At 33.5% G+C, this 23,915-nt stretch carries 24 protein-coding genes; 6 read left to right on the top strand and 18 right to left on the bottom strand.

Going from position 1 to position 23,915, the window contains the following annotated elements:
* The first annotated feature begins 150 nt into the window (after positions 1 to 150).
* Positions 151 to 1,656 carry a mechanosensitive ion channel gene (locus tag C2I06_RS20880; RefSeq protein WP_095331063.1) on the top strand — a complete coding sequence of 502 codons (1,506 nt, stop codon included), beginning with the start codon at positions 151 to 153 and terminating at the stop codon, positions 1,654 to 1,656.
* A gap of 199 nt (positions 1,657 to 1,855) precedes the next feature.
* On the opposite strand, the gene C2I06_RS20875 is transcribed toward C2I06_RS20880, so the two are convergent.
* Entirely contained in the window at positions 1,856 to 2,641 is a 786-nt protein-coding gene (locus C2I06_RS20875) for a divergent polysaccharide deacetylase family protein (protein WP_095331064.1), read from the bottom strand.
* Between the two features lie 544 nt (positions 2,642 to 3,185).
* Between C2I06_RS20875 and C2I06_RS20870 the strand changes: the two genes are divergently transcribed.
* The 4 genes from C2I06_RS20870 to C2I06_RS20855 all read left to right on the top strand — a co-directional run bounded on the left by C2I06_RS20870 (position 3,186) and on the right by C2I06_RS20855 (position 5,804).
* A complete protein-coding gene (locus C2I06_RS20870; protein ID WP_123258780.1) occupies positions 3,186 to 3,641 on the top strand; it encodes a LytTR family DNA-binding domain-containing protein in 456 nt (151 codons plus the stop codon).
* Positions 3,642 to 3,789: 148 nt separating this feature from the next.
* Positions 3,790 to 4,170: a DUF3021 family protein gene (locus C2I06_RS20865; protein ID WP_123258779.1), complete on the top strand. Its 381-nt coding sequence runs from the start codon at positions 3,790 to 3,792 to the stop codon at positions 4,168 to 4,170.
* Between the two features lie 34 nt (positions 4,171 to 4,204).
* Positions 4,205 to 5,065 (top strand): ATP-binding cassette domain-containing protein, encoded by an 861-nt coding sequence (locus C2I06_RS20860; RefSeq protein WP_123258778.1) that lies wholly within the window; start codon positions 4,205 to 4,207, stop codon positions 5,063 to 5,065.
* A gap of 1 nt (position 5,066) precedes the next feature.
* Positions 5,067 to 5,804, top strand: coding sequence for an MFS transporter permease (locus C2I06_RS20855; RefSeq protein WP_123258777.1), 738 nt, complete (start codon positions 5,067 to 5,069; stop codon positions 5,802 to 5,804).
* A gap of 371 nt (positions 5,805 to 6,175) precedes the next feature.
* Here C2I06_RS20855 and C2I06_RS20850 read toward each other — a convergent pair whose 3' ends face one another.
* From C2I06_RS20850 to C2I06_RS20820, 7 genes are all read right to left on the bottom strand, one after another.
* Positions 6,176 to 7,249 carry an ABC transporter substrate-binding protein gene (locus C2I06_RS20850; protein WP_095331066.1) on the bottom strand — a complete coding sequence of 358 codons (1,074 nt, stop codon included), beginning with the start codon at positions 7,247 to 7,249 and terminating at the stop codon, positions 6,176 to 6,178.
* Complete coding sequence (locus C2I06_RS20845; RefSeq protein WP_095331067.1) at positions 7,246 to 8,049, bottom strand: ABC transporter permease; 804 nt, start codon at positions 8,047 to 8,049, stop codon at positions 7,246 to 7,248. The genes C2I06_RS20850 and C2I06_RS20845 overlap by 4 nt, the downstream gene beginning before the upstream one ends.
* A gap of 1 nt (position 8,050) precedes the next feature.
* Entirely contained in the window at positions 8,051 to 8,848 is a 798-nt protein-coding gene (locus tag C2I06_RS20840) for an ABC transporter permease (RefSeq protein ID WP_123258776.1), read from the bottom strand.
* Positions 8,838 to 9,944 carry an ABC transporter ATP-binding protein gene (locus tag C2I06_RS20835; RefSeq protein WP_047944214.1) on the bottom strand — a complete coding sequence of 369 codons (1,107 nt, stop codon included), beginning with the start codon at positions 9,942 to 9,944 and terminating at the stop codon, positions 8,838 to 8,840. The genes C2I06_RS20840 and C2I06_RS20835 overlap by 11 nt, the downstream gene beginning before the upstream one ends.
* Positions 9,945 to 9,989: 45 nt before the next feature.
* Positions 9,990 to 10,532: a helix-turn-helix domain-containing protein gene (locus tag C2I06_RS20830; RefSeq protein ID WP_095331071.1), complete on the bottom strand. Its 543-nt coding sequence runs from the start codon at positions 10,530 to 10,532 to the stop codon at positions 9,990 to 9,992.
* A gap of 277 nt (positions 10,533 to 10,809) precedes the next feature.
* Positions 10,810 to 11,061, bottom strand: coding sequence for a hypothetical protein (locus C2I06_RS20825; protein ID WP_095331073.1), 252 nt, complete (start codon positions 11,059 to 11,061; stop codon positions 10,810 to 10,812).
* 417 nt (positions 11,062 to 11,478) lie between these two features.
* Positions 11,479 to 12,192 carry a hypothetical protein gene (locus C2I06_RS20820; RefSeq protein ID WP_123258775.1) on the bottom strand — a complete coding sequence of 238 codons (714 nt, stop codon included), beginning with the start codon at positions 12,190 to 12,192 and terminating at the stop codon, positions 11,479 to 11,481.
* A gap of 227 nt (positions 12,193 to 12,419) precedes the next feature.
* Here C2I06_RS20820 and def point away from each other — a divergent pair, with 227 nt between their 5' ends.
* The gene (gene def / locus C2I06_RS20815) at positions 12,420 to 13,001 is read left to right on the top strand and encodes a peptide deformylase (protein WP_095331077.1); all 582 of its coding nucleotides are present in this window, start codon (positions 12,420 to 12,422) and stop codon (positions 12,999 to 13,001) included.
* A gap of 63 nt (positions 13,002 to 13,064) precedes the next feature.
* Here the strand turns inward: def and C2I06_RS20810 are convergent, their stop codons facing one another.
* The 10 genes from C2I06_RS20810 to qoxD all read right to left on the bottom strand — a co-directional run bounded on the left by C2I06_RS20810 (position 13,065) and on the right by qoxD (position 23,913).
* Entirely contained in the window at positions 13,065 to 13,976 is a 912-nt protein-coding gene (locus C2I06_RS20810; RefSeq protein ID WP_123258774.1) for a peptidylprolyl isomerase, read from the bottom strand.
* Between the two features lie 186 nt (positions 13,977 to 14,162).
* Complete coding sequence (locus C2I06_RS20805; RefSeq protein WP_217279751.1) at positions 14,163 to 15,572, bottom strand: S1C family serine protease; 1,410 nt, start codon at positions 15,570 to 15,572, stop codon at positions 14,163 to 14,165.
* Between the two features lie 181 nt (positions 15,573 to 15,753).
* Positions 15,754 to 17,175: a sensor histidine kinase gene (locus C2I06_RS20800; protein ID WP_095331080.1), complete on the bottom strand. Its 1,422-nt coding sequence runs from the start codon at positions 17,173 to 17,175 to the stop codon at positions 15,754 to 15,756.
* A gap of 233 nt (positions 17,176 to 17,408) precedes the next feature.
* Positions 17,409 to 18,290: an ROK family protein gene (locus C2I06_RS20795; protein ID WP_123258773.1), complete on the bottom strand. Its 882-nt coding sequence runs from the start codon at positions 18,288 to 18,290 to the stop codon at positions 17,409 to 17,411.
* A 33-nt stretch (positions 18,291 to 18,323) separates the two neighbouring features.
* A complete protein-coding gene (locus C2I06_RS20790) occupies positions 18,324 to 19,316 on the bottom strand; it encodes a Gfo/Idh/MocA family protein (protein WP_095331083.1) in 993 nt (330 codons plus the stop codon).
* A gap of 168 nt (positions 19,317 to 19,484) precedes the next feature.
* Positions 19,485 to 20,435 (bottom strand): siderophore ABC transporter substrate-binding protein, encoded by a 951-nt coding sequence (locus C2I06_RS20785; RefSeq protein ID WP_095331085.1) that lies wholly within the window; start codon positions 20,433 to 20,435, stop codon positions 19,485 to 19,487.
* Between the two features lie 286 nt (positions 20,436 to 20,721).
* On the bottom strand, positions 20,722 to 21,480 hold the full coding sequence (locus C2I06_RS20780) for an iron ABC transporter ATP-binding protein (protein ID WP_123258772.1): 759 nt from the start codon (positions 21,478 to 21,480) through the stop codon (positions 20,722 to 20,724).
* Positions 21,474 to 22,427 carry an iron chelate uptake ABC transporter family permease subunit gene (locus C2I06_RS20775; protein WP_123259195.1) on the bottom strand — a complete coding sequence of 318 codons (954 nt, stop codon included), beginning with the start codon at positions 22,425 to 22,427 and terminating at the stop codon, positions 21,474 to 21,476. Before C2I06_RS20775 ends, C2I06_RS20780 begins: the two co-directional genes overlap by 7 nt.
* Positions 22,417 to 23,373 carry an ABC transporter permease gene (locus C2I06_RS20770; protein ID WP_095331088.1) on the bottom strand — a complete coding sequence of 319 codons (957 nt, stop codon included), beginning with the start codon at positions 23,371 to 23,373 and terminating at the stop codon, positions 22,417 to 22,419. Before C2I06_RS20770 ends, C2I06_RS20775 begins: the two co-directional genes overlap by 11 nt.
* Positions 23,374 to 23,607: 234 nt before the next feature.
* On the bottom strand, positions 23,608 to 23,913 hold the full coding sequence (qoxD, locus tag C2I06_RS20765) for a cytochrome aa3 quinol oxidase subunit IV (RefSeq protein WP_047944233.1): 306 nt from the start codon (positions 23,911 to 23,913) through the stop codon (positions 23,608 to 23,610).
* Between the last annotated feature and the right edge of the window lie 2 nt (positions 23,914 to 23,915).

Raw genomic sequence — 23,915 nt, 5'->3', positions numbered from 1 at the left:
ATTAAGGCTGATTAAAGTTGTTGTTAATAGGAAACATATAAATTTCCTGAGCTCATTGGAACGAATATTTTACTGATGCAAAAATCAACTTATTCCTATACGAAACAACATTCTTTAAAAATGCCTAATTTAAATCAAGGAGTGAAGAGTATGTACTATAACTGGAATTGGAATTCCTTTTGGGACAAGCTACCTGATTTTATTCTAGCAGTGGTCGTTTTAATTATCGGGTGGATTATTGCAAAAATTATAGAAAAAGCCCTCTATAAAGGACTGCAAAAAACAAATGTAGATGAGAAAATTTTCCCGGACGGAAAACCCAAAAAATATTCATCTGAAAAGATAATTAGTAAGATCGTATTCTATCTATTATTGGTTTTTGTCTTTACCCTATTCTTTAATATACTAAATTTAACGGTAATTACTTCTCCGTTAGTAAATCTGCTTTCCACCATTCTAGGAGCAATTCCAAATATTTTAAAGGCTGCATTAATTCTATTAATTGCCTGGGTAGTTGCTTCCGGATTAAAGTATCTTATTAAAAAGACAGGAAGCACTCTAAAGGTTCATGAGAGATTACAGAAATGGAATCTTGCAGAAAAGAATAACCCACAAAACATAATGGATAAAGTAGCTAACATTGTATTCTATTTAATACTATTGTTATTCTTACCTGCTATCCTAGGTGCCCTTAACTTATATGGTGTTTCTGAACCATTTGCGAATATGCTTCAAAACATGCTTGCTTTCTTACCAAAACTTTTAGCAGCAGCATTAATCGTTTTAGTAGGCTGGTTTGTTGCAAAAATAGTACGTACAATTCTAACAAACTTCCTACAAGCAATCGGCACAGAAGCCTTAGCTAAACGCTTAGGTATTAACAAGCTTCTTGATAATGTAAGCATATCTTCTGTTATCGGGAACATTGTGTTCATTTTCATTCTCATCCCAACTGTTATTTCAGCGCTTGAGAAATTAGACATTCAAGGAATTTCTCAACCAGCTATTAACATGTTAAATGATATTCTAACAATGATTCCTAATATTGCGACAGCCATTATCCTTATCTTAATTGGTATTTGGATAGGCAAATGGGTAAAACAAATGGTTGTTACTTTATTAGTTAAACTAAGCTTAGATACCTATGTAAGAAAAATGGGTATAAACGCTAATACTAGTATTTCCAACATTATTGGGACAATTGTTCAAATTCTGATTGTTTTCTTATTAGCTGTACAAGCTTTAAATATTGTCGGACTTGAATTTTTAGTTACACTTTCTACCGCTGTTATTGCTTACTTACCAATGGTGATTGCTGCTATTGTCATTATTGGCGTCGGCTTATGGCTAGGTTATCTCGTACAGAAACTACTAAGCAGCGTTTTACAAGGCGGTCACTTTAAAGTGTTACCGGTTATCGCTAAATATGCGATTATCACTTTGTCTGTCTTTATGGCACTTGACCAATTAAAAGTAGCTTCTTCTATTGTCAATGCTGCCTTTATCTTAATCCTTGGCGGTCTTGCATTAGCATTTGGTCTTGCCTTTGGACTCGGCGGCAGAGAATTTGCTAAAAAACGTTTAGATAAACTGGATAGAAAAATGGAACAAACTTCTATTCAAAAACCAAATGATGATAATACTTTAAATAGCTAATCAATGTATAAAGGACAGGCGAAAAATTCTCGTCTGTCCTTTTTCTATATAGGTAAGACGATGTATTTTTACAGTATCTTCAAAACGGCTATTGTTATGAAACCCGTTTCATAGTTTAATCTAATTAGGAGAGTATAGACCAGCGTTATATACCAATTTCATTATTCGGTATAGCGTGATGGTTTTGCTCTTACATAAATTATGGTATGTCTGTATCCAACAGTTCATAGCCTTCTACTAGAGTCGAAAGCGGTACAATATCAGCATCTTTTTGATAAAGTGGAATGTACTCCTTTAAAACACTTACTACAGCTGGCCCAGAAACTCCGACATGGCCAATCGCAATAAATTCCTGTTCTGTATCTAGCTTTTTCGCTAATCGACTAGCTTGCTTATTAATATATTGACTTGTATATATATGATCAAAAAAAAGATCATTTTCTAAATAAGGGACATTTAATTCCTCGGCTAATTCCTTTATGACACTATTGCTTGTTGTCTTACTGTCTAAATAATAAAGACTATGGTTTCGACATTCTTCTAGAATAATCTTCATTACTCTTTTATCTTCCGTCGCCTTTGAACCCATATGATGATTCATCCCAACCGCATAAGGAATACTTTCAATCGCATCCTTCACCCGTTTTCTAATTTCTTGATCTGATAAATCTGTTGTAATAGCACCTGGTCCAAGCCAGCTCTTTTTCCCTTTTTTTGGTTCTAGCGGCAGATGAACGATCACTTCATGCCCTTTTTTATGGGCACGAATGGCATCTTCCTTACTTGTAGATAGAAAAGGCATTATTGCAACCGTAATAGGAACAGGTAGATTGAGCATCTCCTCTGTCCCCTTCATATTATTACCAAAATCATCAATGACGATGGCAAGCTCTTTTCTAACTTGATTTTTAGATGGAGCTGCCTCCTGAGCGGAGATTCCTAGCGGAAACGTAAGAAAACAGAAAAAGCATATTATTTTTTTCATGTTATAACCCACCTTGTTTTTCGTTAGTATTTTCTATAACAGGCGGTTACATACAAAAACAGCCCGCTAAAAATTTAGCGAACTGTCTTATTTTCCATTAATTCTGATGCACCTTCCACTGGAGTTTACAAGCACTAATGACAACGGGTATTAATAAGGTAGACAATTAAACAAGTTGGTTTATGCACAAATGGATCCACTGACCTATACTTTTTAGTTGATCTAGAAGAGTTATTAATCGATACCTAAAACGTGTAATGCTAATATAAATACACATTATACGTTTTTCACATTATTGTTCTATGACTTTTTGATGCAGAAGGTTGTACTTAACTGAATGCTATAATGTATAGCGATTGGAATAGATAGAGTGTTGAGTTTTTGCTTTCGTAAGACTAAAAAAAGCAATCTATCCTCTTCAACAAAAACTCTAATAATGAATTAAGTAAAAAAGTATATTTTACACTTTTGCCCTATAGGGAGAAATATATAACTTTCCAGGAAAAATTCGGCTTATGAGTGGACAGAAAGGAAGAATATATTAGTGAAAATTGTAGTAAATAAAATCTTAAAAAAATTAGATTCTCAAGAGTCAGCAATATTTAATATTTTCGAAGTAACACCTTCGCTAGAAAAAGTAATCAGTATTTTGAAGGAAAGTAATTATACAATCATTGCCCAGGATATTGATTCAGAAAAATTTTCTCAGATAAAAATTTCGGATATTTTTTATTTAGAATATTTGGAACGCAGAATATTTCTTTATACAAAAAATAACAGTCTAACAACTAGAGATTCTCTATCGAATTTTATGAAAGTATTGCCGAAAGAATTTGTGCAAATCTCGAAAAGTACAGTTGTAAATTCCTTATATATTAAATCTTTTATTGCGCAAAAAAATGGCAATTTGCTCTTAGAAACAATTGAGCATGAACAATTGATTGTCAGCAGACGCTATGTTCAAAATGTCAAAAAGAGTTTACAAAGCCTCTGTTATTAAACCGCTTGTGTATTGAAAATAACCGCTTGTGTATTCAAGCATATACGCACCAAAAAAAGTAAGGTATTATGCACATAGTTAATTATGATACTTAACTAGTTGTTCCTATCTACTTATGAATTAGTAAGCTGGAAAAGGAGGGTACAAAATGGAATGGCGTACAAAAATATCATCAGGATTAGGAACAGGTTCATTTATATACTTAGCACTTATTTACTTTAATGGCTCAACAATGGTGACAACTAAAACAGTCACAATAGTCTTTTTGATTTCAATATTTGTAGGAGTATCAGCCATTATTTTTGAAGTTGAAAAGATTAGTTTTTTGCTTGCTCTCATGGCCCATTATACTGCAACGACTCTTTTTGTCTGTTTTTTGTATATAGCAAATTATGGTTCCCAAAGTCTTGTTAACCTGATTGTAAGCATATCATTCATTTATTTACTTACCTATATTGTCATAATAGTCAAAAATAAATTAATCGTAAGGGACTTAAATAATCACTTGAAAAAAATTAAGAAGAATTAACCACTGCATACTATATAAGATTGGGGAAAAAAGGATGTTAAAAATTAAACATTTACAAGTTAAGTATAAGGATTTTACCGCATTGGATATACACAGTGAAATTAATATCAAAGAAAATGACTTTGTTGGTGTTATTGGAGCAAATGGAGCGGGAAAGTCCACATTAATAAAAGCACTCACTGATCAAGTAAGATATACAGGACTTATAGAAAAGCCAAAAAATATAGCAGTTCACTTACAGGAAAATTCCTATCCAAATGTTCTTACTTGTCAAACAATCATGGAAGGATTGCTAAAAACAACATTAAAAAAAGATGAAAAGCTTAAATCTTTAATTAATTTTTTTAATTTTCAAGATATATTAAGGAAAAAAGTTACTCAATTATCTGGAGGACAAAAGCAGAGATTAACACTGATAATGGTACTCTATCAAGATGCACCTTTGACTTGTTTTGATGAAATGACAGCAGGCCTAGATTTTGAATCCCGTAGTCGATTAATGGAAAAAATTCAAGAATGGTACTCAGGAAAAAATGCGACATTATTGTTAGTAACACATTATTTTGATGAAATTGAAAAACTCGCAAATAAACTGATTATTATTGACAAGGGGCGTTTAATAGAATTCGGAAAAACAGAGGATTTATTTAAAAAATACATTGGCTACTCAACGATAATTATTGAAGGAGATAACGAGAATATAGTACTACAGACAGGAACAAAAATTATCAGTGAAAAAGGAAAACAGGCTTTTTCTTTTTCAAACAAAATTGACCAAGAGGAAGCCGTAAAGGAGTTGATTATGTTAGGGAAAAAATTTTCAATTTCGAATAATAATATTGAACTTATTTATCTAAATGCAATTAATCAAAGTAAGGAGTGTCAGGAGAATTAGCATGAAACATTATATCAAATTTGAATTAAAAAATACATTTGGATACAATATTGGAATGATTGTCGGAGGATTGTTGCCATTAGTTTTAGCAATCGGAGGATACCATGATACCAATGATGCAGCACAAAATAATATAATTGCTGAGAAAATTTTTTCAATGTGCTTACCAATGATACCATTAGGACTTGTATTGCTACCTTTCACGATCGCTTTTGCTAAAGATATTGAAAGTGGTATTTCTACCCGCTTCTCTTTATTTGGGTATACGAAACTAAACCAGATGCTTGCAAAATTTATTGCGATTCTTTCTATGGTTATTGGCATTTGCATTATTTATTTCTTTGTATTGCAAATCGCTCTTCCATTACCCTTTCCTAGTACAACGACTTTAATTTTAATGATTTGTGGCATTGTAATATTAACCATTTCTTTGTACTTTTTAGCGTTCACTATTGCATGGTTTTTCAAAGGATTTAATGCTGTTCAAGGAATTGCAATGATTGCATATTTTGGGATTGCCATTCTTACGGGTACAATTGGAGATTTTGAAATTACAGGAGTAATGAAAAAAATAGCAGATTTTATACCTTTTGACTCCTTCAGAACCGAGTTGGCAAACAAGTGGGCGACACCAAGCTTCGATATGTCAGATGTATTAATGCGTTTAATTCTCTTTATGATTTTTACTATTTTTTTATTTGGTATTATAAATGTGAGCATAGCAAAAAAAAAAGCATGAGTAATTATTCTTATGAAAATTGAGCCTTAATTGGTTACATTGAACTGTCCTATTTTTGGTTAATGTTTTGAATAGAATTTGATAACAGGAAGCTCCTACATTAGTTTTTTCTCTATTGGTCGGATATAATATCTTTCTTCTGTTAATCTCATTCCATTCCTCCTTATCCTTTCATCTTAATGTCCAGGTAGAAAAAGACGCTCAAAATTTTTTGAACGTCTTTTTCTTATTCTAGAGTGATTTTTTAAATAGCCTTAGAACTCTTTCACCTTTCTTGTCTTACAATTTTCGGTAAGGGATTGAATGATAAAAAAGCAATGACATTTCTCTATTTCATTCTTATTTTATGCTGTTTACACTGAAATTCACTTTTATTTCCGATGCATCTTAAACTCCAAGAATAAATCATTATATTCTGCTAGAGAACGATGACCAAGATTTTCGTATACTTCTAATTTAGATGTCAATTCTTCATCTGGATAGAAACGTTCATCCCCAGTAATATCCTCTGGCAAAAATTTCATTGCCGCCTTGTTAGGAGTAGAATAACCGACATATTCTGTATTTTGAGCAGCATTTTCAGCATCTAGCATAAAATTAATAAATTGATGAGCCCCATCAATATTCTTGGCTGTTTTTGGAATAACCATATTATCGAACCATAGATTAGATCCTTCTTCTGGAACAACATATTCTACATCTTCATTTTCCCACATAATCTCAGCAGCCATTCCAGACCATAACACACCGATTGATGCTTCTTCATTTTCAATGAGCATACGAATTTCATCGCCTACAATTGCCTTTACATTTGGTGTTAAAGTATCCAATTTTTCCTTTGCTTCCCGCAAGTGATCATGATCTTTATCATTTAAAGAGTAATGTAAGCTATTTAAGCTCATCCCCATGATTTCTCGTGCACCATCTATCAGCATAATTTTATTTCTTAAATCCTTATCCCATAAATCATTCCAAGAAGTAATTTTCTTATTATCAAGCATGGCTGGATTATAAACAATTCCTACTGTTCCCCAGAAATAAGGAATTGAGTATTTATTGTCTGGATCAAAGGAAAGATCCATAAATCGGCTGTCTATATTTTTCAAGTTAGGAAGCTTCGAATGATCAATCGGAATTAATAAATCTTCTTCCTTCATTTTATCGATCATGTATTCAGAGGGAATCGCAATATCATAGCTTGTTCCTCCCTGCTGAATCTTTGTCATCATTGCCTCATTGGAATCAAAGGTTTCATAAATTATCTTAATCCCTGTCTCCTCTTCAAACTTAGAAATTAAGTCTGCATCAATGTAATCTCCCCAATTATATACCGTTAATGTCTTACCACTCGTATACCCTCTGCTTGAATTTAATTGATGAACAATAAATAGCAGGATGAAGGCCAGTGCAAAAATAACAATTAATCCACGAATGAGAGACTTCATTTTCTCACCCCCGCTTGTGGAGTTTTATTAACTCGTTGCGTAATGAAATAGTAGCCAATGACAAGAAGCAACGTAAATAAGAATAATAAGGTCGATAATGCATTAATATTTAAAGAAATCCCTCGTCGTGCTAAAGAATAAATCTCTACTGATAAGGTGGTAAATCCATTACCTGTTACAAAAAATGTTACAGCAAAGTCATCTAAAGAATAGGTTAATGCCATAAAGAAACCAGCAAATATTCCTGGTGAAATATAAGGAATAATGACTTTTGTCAATACATCCTTCCAGCTTGCTCCAAGATCTAAGGCAGCATCGACCAAAGTCGGACTCATTTCTTCCAGCTTAGGTAAAACCATAATCACAACAATAGGAATCGAAAAAGCTATATGTGACAACAGAACAGAAAAGAATCCTAATTTGATTCCAATGATCGTAAAAAAGATTAAGAAGGAAGCACCAATAATAACATCAGGGCTTACAATAAGCACATTGTTTAAAGACAAAATAGAATTCCTCAAGCCCTTTTTTCTCATTATAGAAATACTAATAGCCCCAAGTACTCCAATGATAGTTGATACTGCTGCAGACAAAAGAGCAATAATAATCGTATTTAACACAATTACGAGCAGTCTTGTATCTTGAAATAACTCCTTATACCAGCCAAGTGTAAAGGAATCAAAATCATGCATGGTTCCCCCGCTATTAAACGAGTAAAAAATCAGATAAAAGATAGGGGCATATAATATGATAAAAACAATACATAAATACAATACAGACCATTTGGATAGCTTTTTCATCTTATATCCCTCTCTTTCTGTTCCCTGTAAGAACCATGATGATAATCATACTAATAATCAAAAATACAGCTATCGTCGAACCCATTCCCCAATCTTGTGTAATTAGGAAATGCTGTTCAATCGCAGTACCTAATGTGATGACACGGTTACCTGCAATTAAACGAGTGATCATAAATAGGGATAGAGCTGGAATAAATACAGCTTGGCACCCAGACTTTACTCCATTTAATGTTAGAGGAAAGACAATTTTTTTAAATGTCGTCCAAGATGACGCTCCTAAATCCTGAGACGCATCTACTAAGCTAGGATTCATCTTCTCTAATGCATTGAAAATAGGTAGAATCATAAAAGGAATAAAGATATACACACTTACAAATAGAAAGCTGAAGTCTGTAAATAATATTTGTTGTTCACCGATTCCAAGAAAATCGAGCATCTGATTGGCTGCACCATGTGTTCCAAATATCCCTAAGAATGCATATGCCTTTAATAAAAGATTAATCCATGATGGTAAAATAATTAATAACAGCCATAATTGCTTATGCTTCGTTTTAGTTAATAAATACGCAGTCGGATATGCAATAATCAAGGAAAAGAACGTTATTAAAAAAGCATACCAAAAGGAACTTAACGTCATTTTCAAATAAACTGGTGTAAAGAACTTCTGATAATTTTCAAACGTAAATGCCCCTTCAATATCAAAGAAAGAATAATAAACAACAAGTGCAACTGGAGCAATAACAAAAAGTACAATCCATAGATAATAAGGGACCGTATACCATTTAGTACTACTTTTCATTGGCTGCCCCCTCATACGCTTCTAGGCGTTTATCAAACTCTTCTTCTGTTTCCCCAAGGCGCATAACATGAATAGCCTCTGGTTCAAAGTAAAGGCCAATTTCGGTTCCTACCGTTGCTTTCTTTGTAGAATGAACTAGCCATTCATTTCCATCCTCGTCATACCCACAAATCTCGTAATGAACGCCTCTAAATAATTGAGAGTCTACCTTTACCTTTAATTTACCTGCTTCTAAAGAAGTAATTTCTAAATCCTCTGGGCGTATTACTACTTCTACTGCTTCATTATCGTCAAAGCCACCATCTACACAATCAAAAGTTTTACTGCCAAAATGGACAACAAAATCTTTTTTCATTGTTCCTGGTACAATATTGGATTCCCCGATAAAGTCTGCTACAAAACGATTAATTGGTTCATCATAAATATCAGTTGGTGTTCCGCTTTGCTCAATGCGTCCTTTATTTAACACAAAGATTTCATCTGACATGGCCAAAGCTTCTTCCTGATCATGTGTCACAAAGATAAAAGTAATCCCTAATCTTCTCTGTAATTCTCTTAACTCATATTGCATTTCTGTGCGAAGCTTTAAATCAAGTGCAGATAATGGTTCATCGAGAAGAATAATTTCCGGTTCATTTACAATGGCTCTTGCAATTGCAACACGCTGTCTCTGTCCACCAGACATCTCACTGATTTCTCTATTCTCGTAGCCTTCCAAGTTAACAAAACGTAGAGCCTCTTTCACTTTTTCTTCGATTACTTGCTTCTTCCATTTTTTTATACGAAGACCAAAGGCCACATTTTCAAATACATTTAAATGGGGGAATAGCGCATAATCTTGGAAAACGGTATTTACCTGTCTTTTATTTGCAGGTATTTTATTAATCAGCTTACCGTTAAAGTAAATATTTCCTTCTGTCGGTTCCATAAATCCAGCAATTAATCGTAAAACAGTCGTTTTTCCACAGCCAGATGGACCAAGCAGTGTATAAAATTTACCTCGCTCAATTTCAAAGCTTACATTTTCTAAAACAGTTGTATCTTGATCATAACTCTTTGTTACATTTTCAAATTGAATAATATGCTGCTCAGACATAATATCCCCCTCTTCATTGATTTTTCTATTGTTTATGAATTCTTCTTATAAGTAAGAATCTGTGGCTACAAGAATTAATTCCGTTACACCATCTGCTAGATTTATTAATTGATGTTCCTCTGTTGCATGATAGTAAATAGATTCCCCTTTTTTTGCCCGATACTCTTGTCTGCCTAATTTCAGCAGAATTTCGCCTTCTACTACATATGCAAATGTTTCCGATAAAGAAGGTTCAAATATTTTAAATTCTCCATTCTTAGAAAAGAATAGCCGTATTGGTTCCATTTCTTTTTCATTTGATTCAGGAACTAGCCATTGAATCCGATACCCTTTTTCCTCATCAGAAAAATCCGTTATATCATCCTCTGTATAAACCACCTTCTGTTTTCGCTCTTCATCATCGAAGAATTCTTTCGGTGTACATCCTAAAACTTCTAAAATATCAAAAAATGTCTCAATGGAAGGAGAACTTAAATCCCTCTCCAGCTGGGATATATATCCCTTGCTTAAATCAGTTCTCTCACCTAACTCTTCTTGTGTTAATCCTTTTTTCAACCGTAAATTCTTTATTTTTTTTCCGATTTCCATGATTCAACCTACTTTTTGTTTAGAAATAGTAAACTTGAAGGCACAAAAGTTCTGTATAACTAAACTTAAAGTTTACTTATACCCAGTTATTATACATTAATTTCTTTAACTTTCAATCCTTTTTTCGGTCTATGGACTATTTTTCAATAGCATTCATATAAATTATTTCTATAAAGCAAAAATGCCCCATAACAAAATGTTTTAGAAAAGCTCGTAGTGTTTATTAACAAAACACCGTTCTACAAAACATTTTTTATGGGGCAATTACAATCTTTTATTACTCTTCTTTCCCTATCTCTAGTGGTATATACTTTCCGTTATCTATTTTTTCAATTTTTTCAAAATGAATCAGCTTTTTTAAAGATGCATTGCAATATGCAGAAGCATCATAGGAATCTCTACCAACTCTTATTCCAATCTCTGTAGGGCCAATCCCTACTTTTCCCCCTTTTTCCTTATACAAATCACACAGTGCATTATAAATATTTTGATCTTTTTCCGTAATTCGTAGTTTGGAATATTGCTTCAATCTTTATTCCTCCTATTGCTCCCTTTTTAATGCAGCTATTAACAGATTTCTTTTCCCTTACATTACTATTCTTTTCGTGTAAATTTTCCATATATCATATATACTGTCTAAGTCTGCTAATTTAAGCATACTAATCCTTTATAAAAATTACAGGCTTTTATGCTTTTTTTTTCAAAAATAGATAATACGTTTCAAAATCCTAATTGTTAATAGGGCAAAAGGTTCATTTCAATATATTGAACACCTCTTCCTCTTTCCTATTTTTTTGGTAATCAATCCCCTATTGGTAAATGCTGTTTTTTTAACTTTTTTCCCCTTATTCCGGAGAGGCTAATCTCCCATTTTGTTCAAAATAATGAACAAAATAGAAAAAAAGAAAAACCACTTGAATTATTCAAGTGATTTTTCTAGGTAGTATTAATGTTCTCTGTTTAGTTTATGGTGCTTTTTAAACATGAAATGTTCCCCATAAGAAGGAAACAATTTTAACTTTTTTAATTCTTTTGGATGTTTAATCATCATTTCTTTTAATAATTCTTTTGGCTGTTTATTTTCTGTATCAATCCCTAACTCTTTCGCTTTCTTCATAATTTGTGTATCTCTTATCTCATCGGCAATTTGCTTAAAATCTTTTCCTTCCGTTTGGATATTAAGCTTTTTTGCCTCAGTCATAATCATTTTTTCTTGCACTTCTTTGCCTAGTTGCTGTATTGTTTTTTCTTTTGTATCTATCCCCAGCTCTTTTGCCTGTTTCAAAATTTTCGCCTCAAACACTTCTTTCATTAATGTTTTGGCATCTTTCCCCTCTGTGCTAATTCCTAGCGACTTTGCTTCTTCTTTAAGATGAGCAGTATGTACTTCCATCGCTATTTGTTGTAAATCTTTTCCCTCTGTTTTTATTCCTAATTTCTGAGCTTCCTTCTTTATTAATACTTCATGGATTTCTTTTTTTATCGCAGCTGGGTCTTTACCTTCTGGCTTTATTCCCAAACTTTTTGCCATTTCTATTAAAAACTGTTTATCTTCTTGGGTTATCTCTCTTTTTTCTGAAGATGGAGCTGCACTTACTAAAGAACAAAAGCCGGTTAATGCTATAGTAGTTAGCATTAACAGCATTATTATTTTTTTCATCTAACTCGTCCTTTCCATTTAAATAAGTAATTTTATACCTTCATAGCCTTTCCTCTTCTTTATTTTATATGTAAGATTTTCCTAAAAATAATTTAATTTGCTTTTTCGCATTTCTTCTATATTCTTTTTTCATATCTAAATAAAGATATATGCTTAACCATTAGACATCTAAAGCTCCTTCTGCTATTTTACATATATACCATATTTGCTGGAGATGAGTTTATTAGATGAGTAAATTTACAAAGGAATATATTATAACCATGGAGGATATTGTGAGAGAAGGCGATCCTATCCTTCGTGAAAAAACAAAGGAAGTATCTATTCCTCCTACTGAAGAGGATATAAAAGAGTTGCAATGCATGCTGCAATATTTGAAAAACAGTCAGGATCCAATCTTGTCAAAAAAATACCAACTACGAGCAGGCGTAGGATTATCGGCAAACCAAATTGGCTTAAATAAACGAATGTTTGCGAGTTATATTAGGCAAGAAAACGGTGAAGCATTGGAATATATGTTAATCAACCCTAAGATCATTAGTCATTCTACTGCCATGACCTATATTCCTGAGAGTGAAGGCTGTCTTTCTATTGATCGATCCATTGTAGGCTATGTTCCTCGCTATCGTAGAATAACGGTTCGAGCATACAATATACATGGAGAAGAAGTAAAAATTAAATTAAAGGATTACGAAGCAATCGTTTTTCAACATGAAATAGATCACTTAAACGGAATACTATTTTATGATCATATCAATAGTAAAAACCCATTTGAGCTTCCTGCCAATGTGGATATTACTCCTTTATATTAAATGACTTTTATTTCTACAGTCTGAATAAAAAAAGCAGATAGCATTTGCTATCCGCTTTTTTATTTATTTTTTATCTTTTTGATCTTTTTGATCTTTTTGATCTTTTTCTAACTTATTATCAATTTTATATTTTGAAGTAGCTTCATTTAACCAAGTACCAGCTTTTTCTTGAACCTTTTGTGCTAATAAGGTTTCTTTAATTTTCGCTTTTGAATCTTCTAATGTTGCTTCTTTTGCTTCTTTTTTACCAGTTACTTTAATAATATGGTATCCAAAATCTGTTTTAACTGGGTCGCTAATTTCATCTACTTTCATTGAGAACGCCGCTTTGTCAAAGGCTTCAACCATTTTTCCTGAAGTAAAGTATCCTAATTCTCCACCTTTATCTTTTGTTTGTGTGTCAGTAGAATATTCTTTAGCTAATTTAGCAAAGTCTTCCCCGTTGTCTAACTTCTTCTTCACTTCTTTTGCCGTTTTTTCATCTTTTACTAAGATATGACTTGCCTCCACTTGCTCTGGAGTGCCAAAACTTGCTTTATTATCTTCAAAGTATGTCTTAATTTCATCATCCGTAATTTCGATAGATGGCTCAAGAATTTTTGTTACTTTTAGATTTTGTTCCACTTGTTCTTTAAATAAATCTTCTGTCATCCCATTTTGAGCTAACAACATATTAAAGGTTTCTTGTCCACCGTACTGTTTAATCATCTTGTCCAATTCTGCTTGGACGTCTTTATCCGTTACTTTCACTTTCGCTTTATCAGCTTCAAGATCTACTACTTTATTAGAGATCATCATATTTAATACAGTTGCGCCATATTGTTTGTTTAGCTCTTTATTTAGTTGCTCTTGTGTAATCTTTTCCTTTTCCACTGTTGCGACTGTTTTACTTCGTTGTGTTAGATAAACTGCTCCTATTATTAACGCTACTAGTACTACCACTAGAATAGGAATAAGAACCTTCTTATTTTTCATATTAAGCTAAAATCCTCTCTGCACAAAATTTTGGATATAATAGGCATACCCCTATTATAACTCTTACACTATATTATCATATAATTATGACGAAATTATTAACAGATTTAAAAAAAATCCATCCTATTACAAAATAAGATGGAATTTTTTCGACAAATTTCGTATGTTTCACATGAAACGTGTCGATTAATTTATCGTATTATTACTTGTTAACGTTAATTCCACTTTTTGAGATTTGCCATCTCTATAAATTTCTAGTTTTACTTTATCACCAATTTTCACTTCTGAATATAGATATTTTCGTAAATCTGTTGAGTTAGCTACTTTTTTCCCATCAATGGCGACAATAACATCCTGAACTTTTAAGCCTGCTTTAGCAGCGGCAGAATTAGCATCAATATTAGTAATCATTACTCCTTTTGACACTTTATTTGGAAGGTCTTCCAAATACATACGAGGGACTTCTTCTAAGCTTGCTAATCCTACTCCAAGATATGGACGTTCTACTTTCCCTTTTTCAATAATTTCATTCACAATTGGGATAAGATCATTACTAGGAATCGCAAAACCTAGCCCTTCTACACCTGAATCACTAATTTTCAAACTATTTATACCAATTACCTCTCCTGATGAGTTGATTAAAGCTCCTCCACTGTTACCAGGATTAATAGCTGCATCGGTTTGAATAACATTAAATTCCCAATCACCAGCAGATGTATTTACTGTAATGCTTCGATCTACAGCACTTACTATACCTTGGGTGACTGTTCGAGACAGCTCTTGCCCAAGTGGATTACCAATAGCCCATACTTGATCGCCAGGTCTCAATGTAGAAGAATCGCCAAAATTGATAATATCAGAAGCATATTTAGCATCAATTCTTACTACCGCTAAATCAGTTAAAGCATCTGCCCCAATTAGCTTAGCCTCCGTTTTATCCCCGTTATAAAGGGAGATTTCTAACGCATTTGCTCCTTCGATTACGTGGTTATTTGTCACTATATATGCATATTGATTATCTTTCTTAAAGATAATACCAGATCCAGACCCAGATTCTACATCACTGGAATTCTGAGAAAATGGATTTGATTGCTTTTGCATGTTTACAATCCCTACAATTGCTTTAGAAGATGACTCCACCATATCCGCAATAGCTATTGTGCCATCACTTGTTTTTGTATTCGATGTTGTATTCGCAGTAATTGCCCCAGTCTGTTTACCTTCCACTTTATTAGATAACTCCTCTACCTGCTTTTCGAGCTTATCATAAGAATCATTATAAAGGTCTGTATGGGGAATTGTGAAAAATGTTAAGGCTGAACCAACAACACCTGCTGCTAACAAGGAAAGAAACCCTTTTGTTTTCGAAGTATCTTTTCGAGCATTTTCTTGTTCTTCTTCTTTATCAAGATGAACTTGCTCTTTTTCAGCAGTATATTCCGCTTCTTCTGGCTTGTTTATTTCATCCTTTTCTACAGGATCTTCTGAAATGACTTGATCTTCCTTCTCTGCTACTAATTCTTCGCCCCCAAGGTTAGTCTCTTCAGCCTCAGGGCGATCTTTCTCCCATTCATTTCGTTTTTCCAAATCACTCATCGCTTGTTCCTCCTATTTCCAATATCAACATTACATTTATTTCAGTTCATTATTTTTCTTTTCATTTCTAATATTTGTTTATACATACATAGTAACCATCATATATGAATAAATTATGAACAAAGTTTGAAAAGACATAGAAGAATTCTAGAACATTTTATTCCATCAGATAACCTATTCGTTACTTTTCTTCTGGAAGAGGGAAGAAAAGAGTGAAGGTAGTGCCTTTTCCTTTTTCGCTCGACACTTTAATATCCCCTTCATGGAACTGAACTAATTGCTTAACAATAGATAAACCAAGTCCAAATTCGCCGTAAGGGTTATTAGTTCTAGAGATATCCGCTTTATAAAACCTTTTCCAAATGTTTTCTATTTCATGAGCATCTATACCAATTCCAGTATCTTTTACCTCTATGATTGTTTTGCTTGCTTCCGTTCGTCCTTTTAACCATATACTTCCGTTCTCGGTAAACTGTATACTGTTTTTCGTGATGTTCATAATGATTTGGATAAGCCGATCATAATCAGCATAAATCACTGCGTCACTATCCACATCAACGTAAATTTTAACACCATTTTCCTCTGCTAAAATAGACAGCTGGTCATCAATTATTTCCAATACTTCTTGGAGGGAAATAAACTCCTTCATTAGGACAATTTGGTTGGAACGTATTTTATCATAATCAAGATTCTCATTTACTAATCGGATAAGCCTTTTTGCCTCATGGCTAATTAATTTCAGACCTTTCTCCCGCTCATTTTCTGGTATCATATTATTGTTTAATCCTTCTATGACACCGCTTATCGTCGTTAAGGGGGTCTTTAATTCATGAGAAACATCTGACATAAATTGGCGTCTCCGATTTTCTAGTGCATCAATTGCTTCCTTCGACTCTCTTAAATTATCTACCATCTGATTAAAATCTTCCCCTAATTCTCCAATCTCATCAAATGTTGAAGAGGAAACTTTCACAGTATAATCTCCTTGTGCAACATGGCTTGTAGCTTCCTGAAGCTTTTTTATCCGATTGACATGTACTCTTGAAAAAATAAAGCTCATTAATAAGGCAATCGCAAAAACTAGAAAAAGAGTATAAAGCAAATAACGATTGATTTCCTGAATCATCTCCTTTGATTCTACAAGAGGAGAAGTTAAAATAATTCCTCCAACCACTACATCATTAACAGAATACGGAATTGCAACTAAAGCTACCTCTTGGTCTCCTCTTTTTGTACTAGGTTTAATAACTGTACTGCGACCATCCTTTATTTCATCCCACTCTGCATGAGTAATATTGATATCCAAATCCTTTCCAAAAGACCAAATACGATTTCTTTGTGTATTGAAGATGCCGATCGTTATCCCAGTGCCTTTTAGTTCTTCAGAATATCGTAATAACGTAGAATAAGTTGCAGCAGACCATAAATCAGCTCCTTGAACGTCCTGGACAATATTATATCCGTATCCCTTTAGTTCTTCTGCCTTCATAGAGAAAACCAATTTCTCAATATAATGTGAAAAAACAAGACTTAATACTAATAGGGCTACAAGAATAACGCTTAAGTGACTGATTAGCTGCTGATAGATGTATTTAATTCTCATGTATTACCACCGCTTCATCAAATTTATATCCTCAATCATATCATATTTATTGCCATTACTAATTAAAGCTACTTTTCTTGGCTTTGGACAATATTGTGGATTTTCGCGAATTATTAATGATTTTTTGCGAATAAGTCACATATTTTCGCGAATAAAATCTCCGCCAGAAAAGTTAAAAACATATAAAAAGGCCATTTAAAAGATATCTCCTTTAAATGACCACCGTTATTGACTTATTTCTCGTGAAAAACTTTTTCTGCAAGGAGAAGTCCACCTGTAATTCCAGCATTATCTCCTAAACCTGGTCTAACAATATATTCATTCATTTTATCCTGCACCTCCGGGTAGGAAACATACCCGTTTAAGAGCTCGGTCAAATAGCGATGGACATGTGTTAATACATGCTCCTGATTCATAACGCCGCCGCCAAGGATGATTTTTTTAGGTGAGAGAATGAGAATGTATTGCATAAGAGCTTGCGCAATATAATAGCCTTCCATCTCCCAGACTTCCTCTTTATCACTTAAATGAAAAGCCTTCTCGCCCCAGCGTTCTTCAATTGCCGGCCCAGCCGCTAATCCTTCTAAGCAATCTGCATGGTATGGGCATCTGCCTTTATAGCTATCTTTGGGATGTCTTCTTACTAAAATATGGCCCATTTCTGGGTGCGTTAATCCTTGCAGCAATTCCCCATTAATATACGCCCCAGCGCCAATCCCTGTACCAATCGTTATATATAAACAATTATCCACACCTTTAGCAGCGCCTAGCTTTGCTTCTCCTAGTGCGGCAACATTTACATCTGTATTAAAACCAGTTGGAACAGAAAATTCATCTTCTATTGTTTTAAGTAATGGATAGTCCTTCCATGCAAGCTTTGGCGTCGTTGTTATATTTCCATATGTAGCATTGTTTTTATCAACATCAATAGGACCAAACGAGCCGATTCCAATTGCGTCAACGGAAAACTTTTTAAAGAAAGCAATAACCTCTGGCATCGTTTCTTCCGGTGTTGTTGTTGGAATAGATATTCTTTCTTGGATATTTCCTTTTGCATCCCCTACTGCACAGACAAATTTTGTTCCACCAGCTTCAATAGCGCCGTATAGTGACATGGTTTCTCTCTCCTTATAAATGGTTTTGTATACTTACTGTTTTGTGTCAGCCGGAAAAACTATTCCCGTTTGTCTTCTTACCTCATCCATTACTTCCATTACCGCTAAAGAAATATCAAAAGAGTTAATAGAGGATTCGGTTTTTCCTGCCTTAATCAATTCTATAAATTCCTGCGCCTCATAAAACATCGAAGCTTCCTTTTGAGGAAGAGTAAGATTCTCCCCTTCTCCATTCCTTGGAATAAACTCTACTTTTGTAGGAGTGTTCATTTGATTGATTATTAGATTGCCATCTTCTCCTTGGATTTCAGACGGAATATGAGAGTTGGTTATTTTCGAATATATGAGAATGACATCCATATCTGGATACGCTAGAATAATGCTTCCCTCGCCGTCAACACCTGATTCCAATAAGAAACTATTAGCCTTAACTTTCTCCGGTTTTCCAAAAAGAAGTACCATAGGGTAAAGACAATAAACACCAATATCCATTAATGCTCCATTTGACAGCTCCGGCTTGAATGCATTTAATACCGTTCCTTGCTTATAAGCATCATACCGCGAAGAATACTGACAATAGCTTACAAATGCACGTCTGATTTTTCCAAGTTTATGTAAATTTTCTTGAACAACTTTAAAATTAGGAAGAAATGTTGATTTGAGTGCCTCCATTAAAAGAACTTCATTTTCCTTGGCAGCAGTAATCATTTCTTTCACTTCTGCTGTATTAGAAGCCATCGCTTTTTCTGTTAAAACATGCTTTTTATTTTTCAAAAATAGGATTGCCTGTTGCGCATGATAAGCATTAGGGCTTGCAATATATACAGCATCGATTTTATCGCTCTTTGCCATTTCTTCTAAATTAGTAAAAGTATGTTCCACATTAAATTTATCAGCAAACGCTTTCGCTTTGTCCGCTGTTCTTGAGTACACGGCATTTAATTGAAAATCTTCTATTTCACCAGCTGCCTTTATAAAAGATTCTGTAATCCAATTGGTTCCGATAACTCCAAATTTAATCGTCATCCAAAGTCCTCCTCATTCGATGAATATTCCCTGCTTCCCTTTTATTTTGGAGGGAAGTCCTAAAAAAAGCAACTATCTACTAGAATTTTTATCTTTTAAAAAGTGTCTATTTTTTTTCACAAAAAAATCCAACAAGTAGTTTCTACTCATTGGATTCTATACGAAGCATTATTTGGAAATGGCTTCTGAAATTTCTTTGACCATTTCACTTGTTGACAGAAGACCGCCTCCTGATAGATACCAGTAGCTAGGGTCTAAATAAACAATATGATCATTTTTAGCTGCAGCAATTCCCTTTACAAGTTTATTATCAAGGACCTTCTCAGCAGAAGACTCCCCACCAACAACTGCTCCTCTATCTACAACAAATAAATAGGCCGGATTTTTTTCTGCTACATATTCAAAAGTAACCTTTTGTCCATGTGTGGAAGCTTCAATATTTTCATCTGCCGGTGCTAACCCAAATACATCATGAATAATGCCAAAACGAGAATTTTTCCCATATGCACTTATGCTTCCATCATTCACCAATAAGATTAAAGATTTGCCATCTACTGCTTTTGCCTTTTCGTTAAGTGCAGCAATGTCTTCATCTATTTTTGCTAATTCTTTGCTAACCTCTTGTTTCTTCTCAAAAATCTCTCCAATAATATTCATATTATGCTTAAAGGAATTCATATAGTCTGTTGTGTCAACACCAAGATATACAGTTGGGGCAATTTTTTTCAATTCTTCATACGCAGCTGACTGTCTTCCAGAAATAAAGATTACATCAGGTTCTAATTCGCTAATTGCTTCGAAATCTGGCTCTTTTAAACTACCTACATTTGTATATTTTGAATCTTCATATTTAGAAAGATATGGTGGAATATTAGCCTGTGGAACCCCAGCTACTTCTATTCCTAATTTGTCTAATGTATCTAAAACACCAAAATCAAAAGCAACAACTGTTTTAGGGTTTACTTTAACTGTATCTTCTCCTAATTCGTGTGTTACTTTAATTTTTGCTGATTTCTCGCTACCTTTATTTGTATCGGCATTCGATTTTTCTGTATTTCCACATGCAGCTAACACTGCAAGAATACATGTTAATAATAATAGGGAAAGCTTTTTCTTCATCTTCTAAACACCTCTAAATTTAATATATATAAATTAAATTGAATACATTGCATTTAAAGACAGAATACCCTATGATAAGGTATTATTAGCCGTTTTCCTTCCTCATTTTCCTAGAATGATTTAGGATTTTGCTAATATCTAATGGTAGTGTTATTATGGTTTTCTTCTGGCGAAGGGACTTATTTTTAAGTCAGCCATAATTACACTGCCCCCTTTCTATTTTTCTTCCACCATTAGCTTCTTTCTACAATGAATCAATTATTTATCCATAATTAGCTTTCATTTTTCATGCGAAATAAACACATATTCTTTGATTGTTTATTTCTTCAATTTGCATATCCATTTCATAAATGTCTTTCAATACTTTTTGATTAATGATTTCTTTTGCTGGTCCATCATTTATGATTTTTCCATTCTTTAATGCTACGATATTATCGGAATAAACAGAGGCAAAATTGATATCATGGATTACGATTACTACTGTTTTCCCCAGCTCTTCTACTAATCTTCTTAAAACCTTCATTATTTGCACAGAATGCTTCATATCTAAATTATTTAACGGCTCATCCAAGAGGATATATTCTGTATCTTGAGCAATTACCATCGCAATATAAGCTCTTTGCTTTTGTCCTCCACTTAGTTGATCTATGTATTTATGCTGCATATCTTCTAATTCCATATATTTAATAGCTTCGTCTACCATTTTCTCATCAAGGTCATTTAATTTCCCTTGTGAATACGGAAACCGGCCAAAGCTGACAAGTTCTCTTACAGTTAAGCGGAGGTTTATATGGTTCGCCTGTTTTAAAATAGCAATTTTCTTGGCGAGATCATTGCTCTTCGATTTATCAATATGCTGTCCATCAATAAAGACATCTCCACTGTCTGCTTTCGTTAAGCGACTTATTACTGAAAGCAGTGTACTTTTCCCTGCTCCATTTGGTCCAATAAAGGAAATAATTTTCCCTTTCTCTACTGAAAGAGAAACATTATCAAGCACTTTTTTGCTCCCATATTGTTTAGTAATATTCTTTACTTCTACCATGCTTTTCTCTCCTTTAGTAATAGATAGATAAAGTACACTCCACCTACAAAGTTAATTATCACACTGATTGTCGTTGAAAAAGTAAAGACACGTTCTACAATCAGCAACCCACCAACTAAAGAAATAATGCTCAACAAAATAGATCCAGTAATTAAAGTTCGGTGTTTATATGTTTTTAGAAATTCACGAGCTAAATTGACAACCAATAATCCAAGAAAGGTAATGGGTCCCACTAAGGCAGTGGAAACAGACACTAGGATCGACACCACAATTAGCATGCTGCGCACTACTTTTTCATAATCAATTCCTAAATTAATGGCTTGGTCTCTTCCTAATGACATGACATCAAAGAATTTACTATATCTCGTAACATATATAGATACTATAGCAACGATAATAATACTGATTATTAAAATATTTGTGTTTACATTATTAAAACTTGCAAACATTTTATCCTGGATAATAAGGAACTCATTGGGATCAATTAACACCTGCATAAAGGAAGAGAGACTAGAGAAAAAGCTTCCTAATACAATTCCAATCAGCAGCAATAATAAGATGTTTTGATCTTCTCTCCTAAAGAATAGCTTATAAAGAATACTTGAGAAAAAAACCATTAAAGCGACAGATAACAAAAAATTAATATTGCTATTCATCACAGTCATTGTACTTGAACCAAAAACGAAAACCACAACAGTTTGAATGAATAAATAAAGGGAATCTAGTCCTAAAATACTTGGTGTTAAAATACGATTATTAGTGATCGTCTGAAATACCATCGAAGTAAAGGCAATACAGCCACCTGTTAGAAGAATCGCGATGATTTTTATGGCTCTACGTGGAATCACATATTCCCAGTTATTACTACTGACCTTTATTAACATAAATATAGAAATTAATAATACTGCCAGTATAGCTAGTATTATAAGTTTTACTCTAGGTTGCATCATAAGACTTTCTCCTTACTAGTAAATACAAGAATCCTCCACTTCCGATGACTCCCACCATCACACCGATCGATATCTCATACGGATAAATAATCACTCTTCCAAGAATATCACAGAATAATACAAAGACTGCTCCTAATAATGCTGTATGGGTCAAGCTATTTTTCAAATTATCTCCTCTGTATAACGAAACGATATTGGGAATGATTAGACCTAGAAAAGGAATCATTCCTACTGTCAGCAATACAACAGAAGAAACTAACGCTACGATAATTAACCCTATATTCACTACTCTTTTGTGATTGAGACCAAGATTAGTAGAAAAATCCTCACCCAATCCAGCAATTGTAAATTTATTTGCATATAAGTATGCAACAATAACCATCGGAATACTTATGTAAAGAAGTTCATAACGCCCTTCCATGATTAAAGAAAAATCACCTTGTAACCATGAAGACATATTTTGAATCAAATCATATTTCATTGCAAAAAAAGTGGTAATCGAGCTAACAATATTCCCTAGCATTAAACCAATCAATGGAATAAAGATAGCATCTTTAAATTTAATCATATTAAGTATTCGCATAAACAAAAAGGTTCCTCCGAGTGCAAACACAAAAGCGATTAACATTTTAATAATCGGGCTCTCGCCTGTAAAAAGCATTAAAGCTACTAATATCCCAAGTCTCGCCCAGTCCATTGTTCCAGCAGTTGTAGGAGAAACAAATTTATTCCTCGATATCTGCTGCATGATAAGGCCACAAATACTTAGACTAACACCAGCTATAATAATACTGACTAAGCGAGGAAATCTGCTAATCAAGAGAATTTCTCTCTGATCTGCTGTTAAATGAAAAATATTTTGTGGATGAATATCAATTACTCCTACAAATAGGGAGATGATAGATAAAACTATTAACATTATAGTTAAGTGTCTAATTTTCATAGTGCCAATGAGTAATATTACTCGTTCCCCTCACTCCCAACTTCATCGCAAATGATTTTCATTATCATTTAGATTATTTCTTTATTTTATCATCTTTTTCTAGCCCGTCAATGCTTTTTAAAAGACTAAATGTAATTATCACAACATTTCAAAAATAATAATCCCTATTACCTAGTTATTTAGTCTTTTATATACAAAAAAAAGCCCCCAAATGGAGGCTTTTTTCTCACTTTATTAGTAATGTACGTGTCCTGATGTCATTACCCAAATTGTTCCTCCGGCAACGACAATTGCGCAGAAGAAAGCATAAATGATATTAATAGTCTGTACTTGCCCTTCTCCTTCTGTAAGATGCATAAACATAAACAGTTGAAGAATTGCTTGAATAACAGCTAATGCTCCGATAATCCACATTACAGTAACCATTGGAAGATCTGTATATAACTTAGCCCCTACAGCTGCGAAGGTAAGTAATAAAGAAACAATAAAACCTGCAATATGACTAATTGGAAATTTTTCATTTTCATGATTTTTTGCCATCT

The sequence above is a fragment of the Niallia circulans genome, from assembly GCF_003726095.1.
Lineage (GTDB): Bacteria > Bacillota > Bacilli > Bacillales > Cytobacillaceae > Niallia > Niallia circulans_A.
This window is presented reverse-complemented; position numbering and strand designations above follow the sequence as displayed.

Coding starts and splice junctions, on each gene's coding strand:
- C2I06_RS20880 (WP_095331063.1), top strand. CDS start 151: ATGTACTATAACTGGAATTGGAATTCCTTTTGGGACAAGCTACCTGAT.
- C2I06_RS20875 (WP_095331064.1), bottom strand. CDS start 2,641: ATGAAAAAAATAATATGCTTTTTCTGTTTTCTTACGTTTCCGCTAGGA.
- C2I06_RS20865 (WP_123258779.1), top strand. CDS start 3,790: ATGGAATGGCGTACAAAAATATCATCAGGATTAGGAACAGGTTCATTT.
- C2I06_RS20860 (WP_123258778.1), top strand. CDS start 4,205: ATGTTAAAAATTAAACATTTACAAGTTAAGTATAAGGATTTTACCGCA.
- C2I06_RS20855 (WP_123258777.1), top strand. CDS start 5,067: ATGAAACATTATATCAAATTTGAATTAAAAAATACATTTGGATACAAT.
- C2I06_RS20850 (WP_095331066.1), bottom strand. CDS start 7,249: ATGAAGTCTCTCATTCGTGGATTAATTGTTATTTTTGCACTGGCCTTC.
- C2I06_RS20845 (WP_095331067.1), bottom strand. CDS start 8,049: ATGAAAAAGCTATCCAAATGGTCTGTATTGTATTTATGTATTGTTTTT.
- C2I06_RS20840 (WP_123258776.1), bottom strand. CDS start 8,848: ATGAAAAGTAGTACTAAATGGTATACGGTCCCTTATTATCTATGGATT.
- C2I06_RS20835 (WP_047944214.1), bottom strand. CDS start 9,944: ATGTCTGAGCAGCATATTATTCAATTTGAAAATGTAACAAAGAGTTAT.
- C2I06_RS20830 (WP_095331071.1), bottom strand. CDS start 10,532: ATGGAAATCGGAAAAAAAATAAAGAATTTACGGTTGAAAAAAGGATTA.
- C2I06_RS20820 (WP_123258775.1), bottom strand. CDS start 12,192: ATGAAAAAAATAATAATGCTGTTAATGCTAACTACTATAGCATTAACC.
- def (WP_095331077.1), top strand. CDS start 12,420: ATGAGTAAATTTACAAAGGAATATATTATAACCATGGAGGATATTGTG.
- C2I06_RS20810 (WP_123258774.1), bottom strand. CDS start 13,976: ATGAAAAATAAGAAGGTTCTTATTCCTATTCTAGTGGTAGTACTAGTA.
- C2I06_RS20805 (WP_217279751.1), bottom strand. CDS start 15,572: ATGAGTGATTTGGAAAAACGAAATGAATGGGAGAAAGATCGCCCTGAG.
- C2I06_RS20800 (WP_095331080.1), bottom strand. CDS start 17,175: ATGAGAATTAAATACATCTATCAGCAGCTAATCAGTCACTTAAGCGTT.
- C2I06_RS20795 (WP_123258773.1), bottom strand. CDS start 18,290: ATGTCACTATACGGCGCTATTGAAGCTGGTGGAACAAAATTTGTCTGT.
- C2I06_RS20790 (WP_095331083.1), bottom strand. CDS start 19,316: ATGACGATTAAATTTGGAGTTATCGGAACCAATTGGATTACAGAATCT.
- C2I06_RS20785 (WP_095331085.1), bottom strand. CDS start 20,435: ATGAAGAAAAAGCTTTCCCTATTATTATTAACATGTATTCTTGCAGTG.
- C2I06_RS20780 (WP_123258772.1), bottom strand. CDS start 21,480: ATGGTAGAAGTAAAGAATATTACTAAACAATATGGGAGCAAAAAAGTG.
- C2I06_RS20775 (WP_123259195.1), bottom strand. CDS start 22,427: ATGCAACCTAGAGTAAAACTTATAATACTAGCTATACTGGCAGTATTA.
- C2I06_RS20770 (WP_095331088.1), bottom strand. CDS start 23,373: ATGAAAATTAGACACTTAACTATAATGTTAATAGTTTTATCTATCATC.
- qoxD (WP_047944233.1), bottom strand. CDS start 23,913: ATGGCAAAAAATCATGAAAATGAAAAATTTCCAATTAGTCATATTGCA.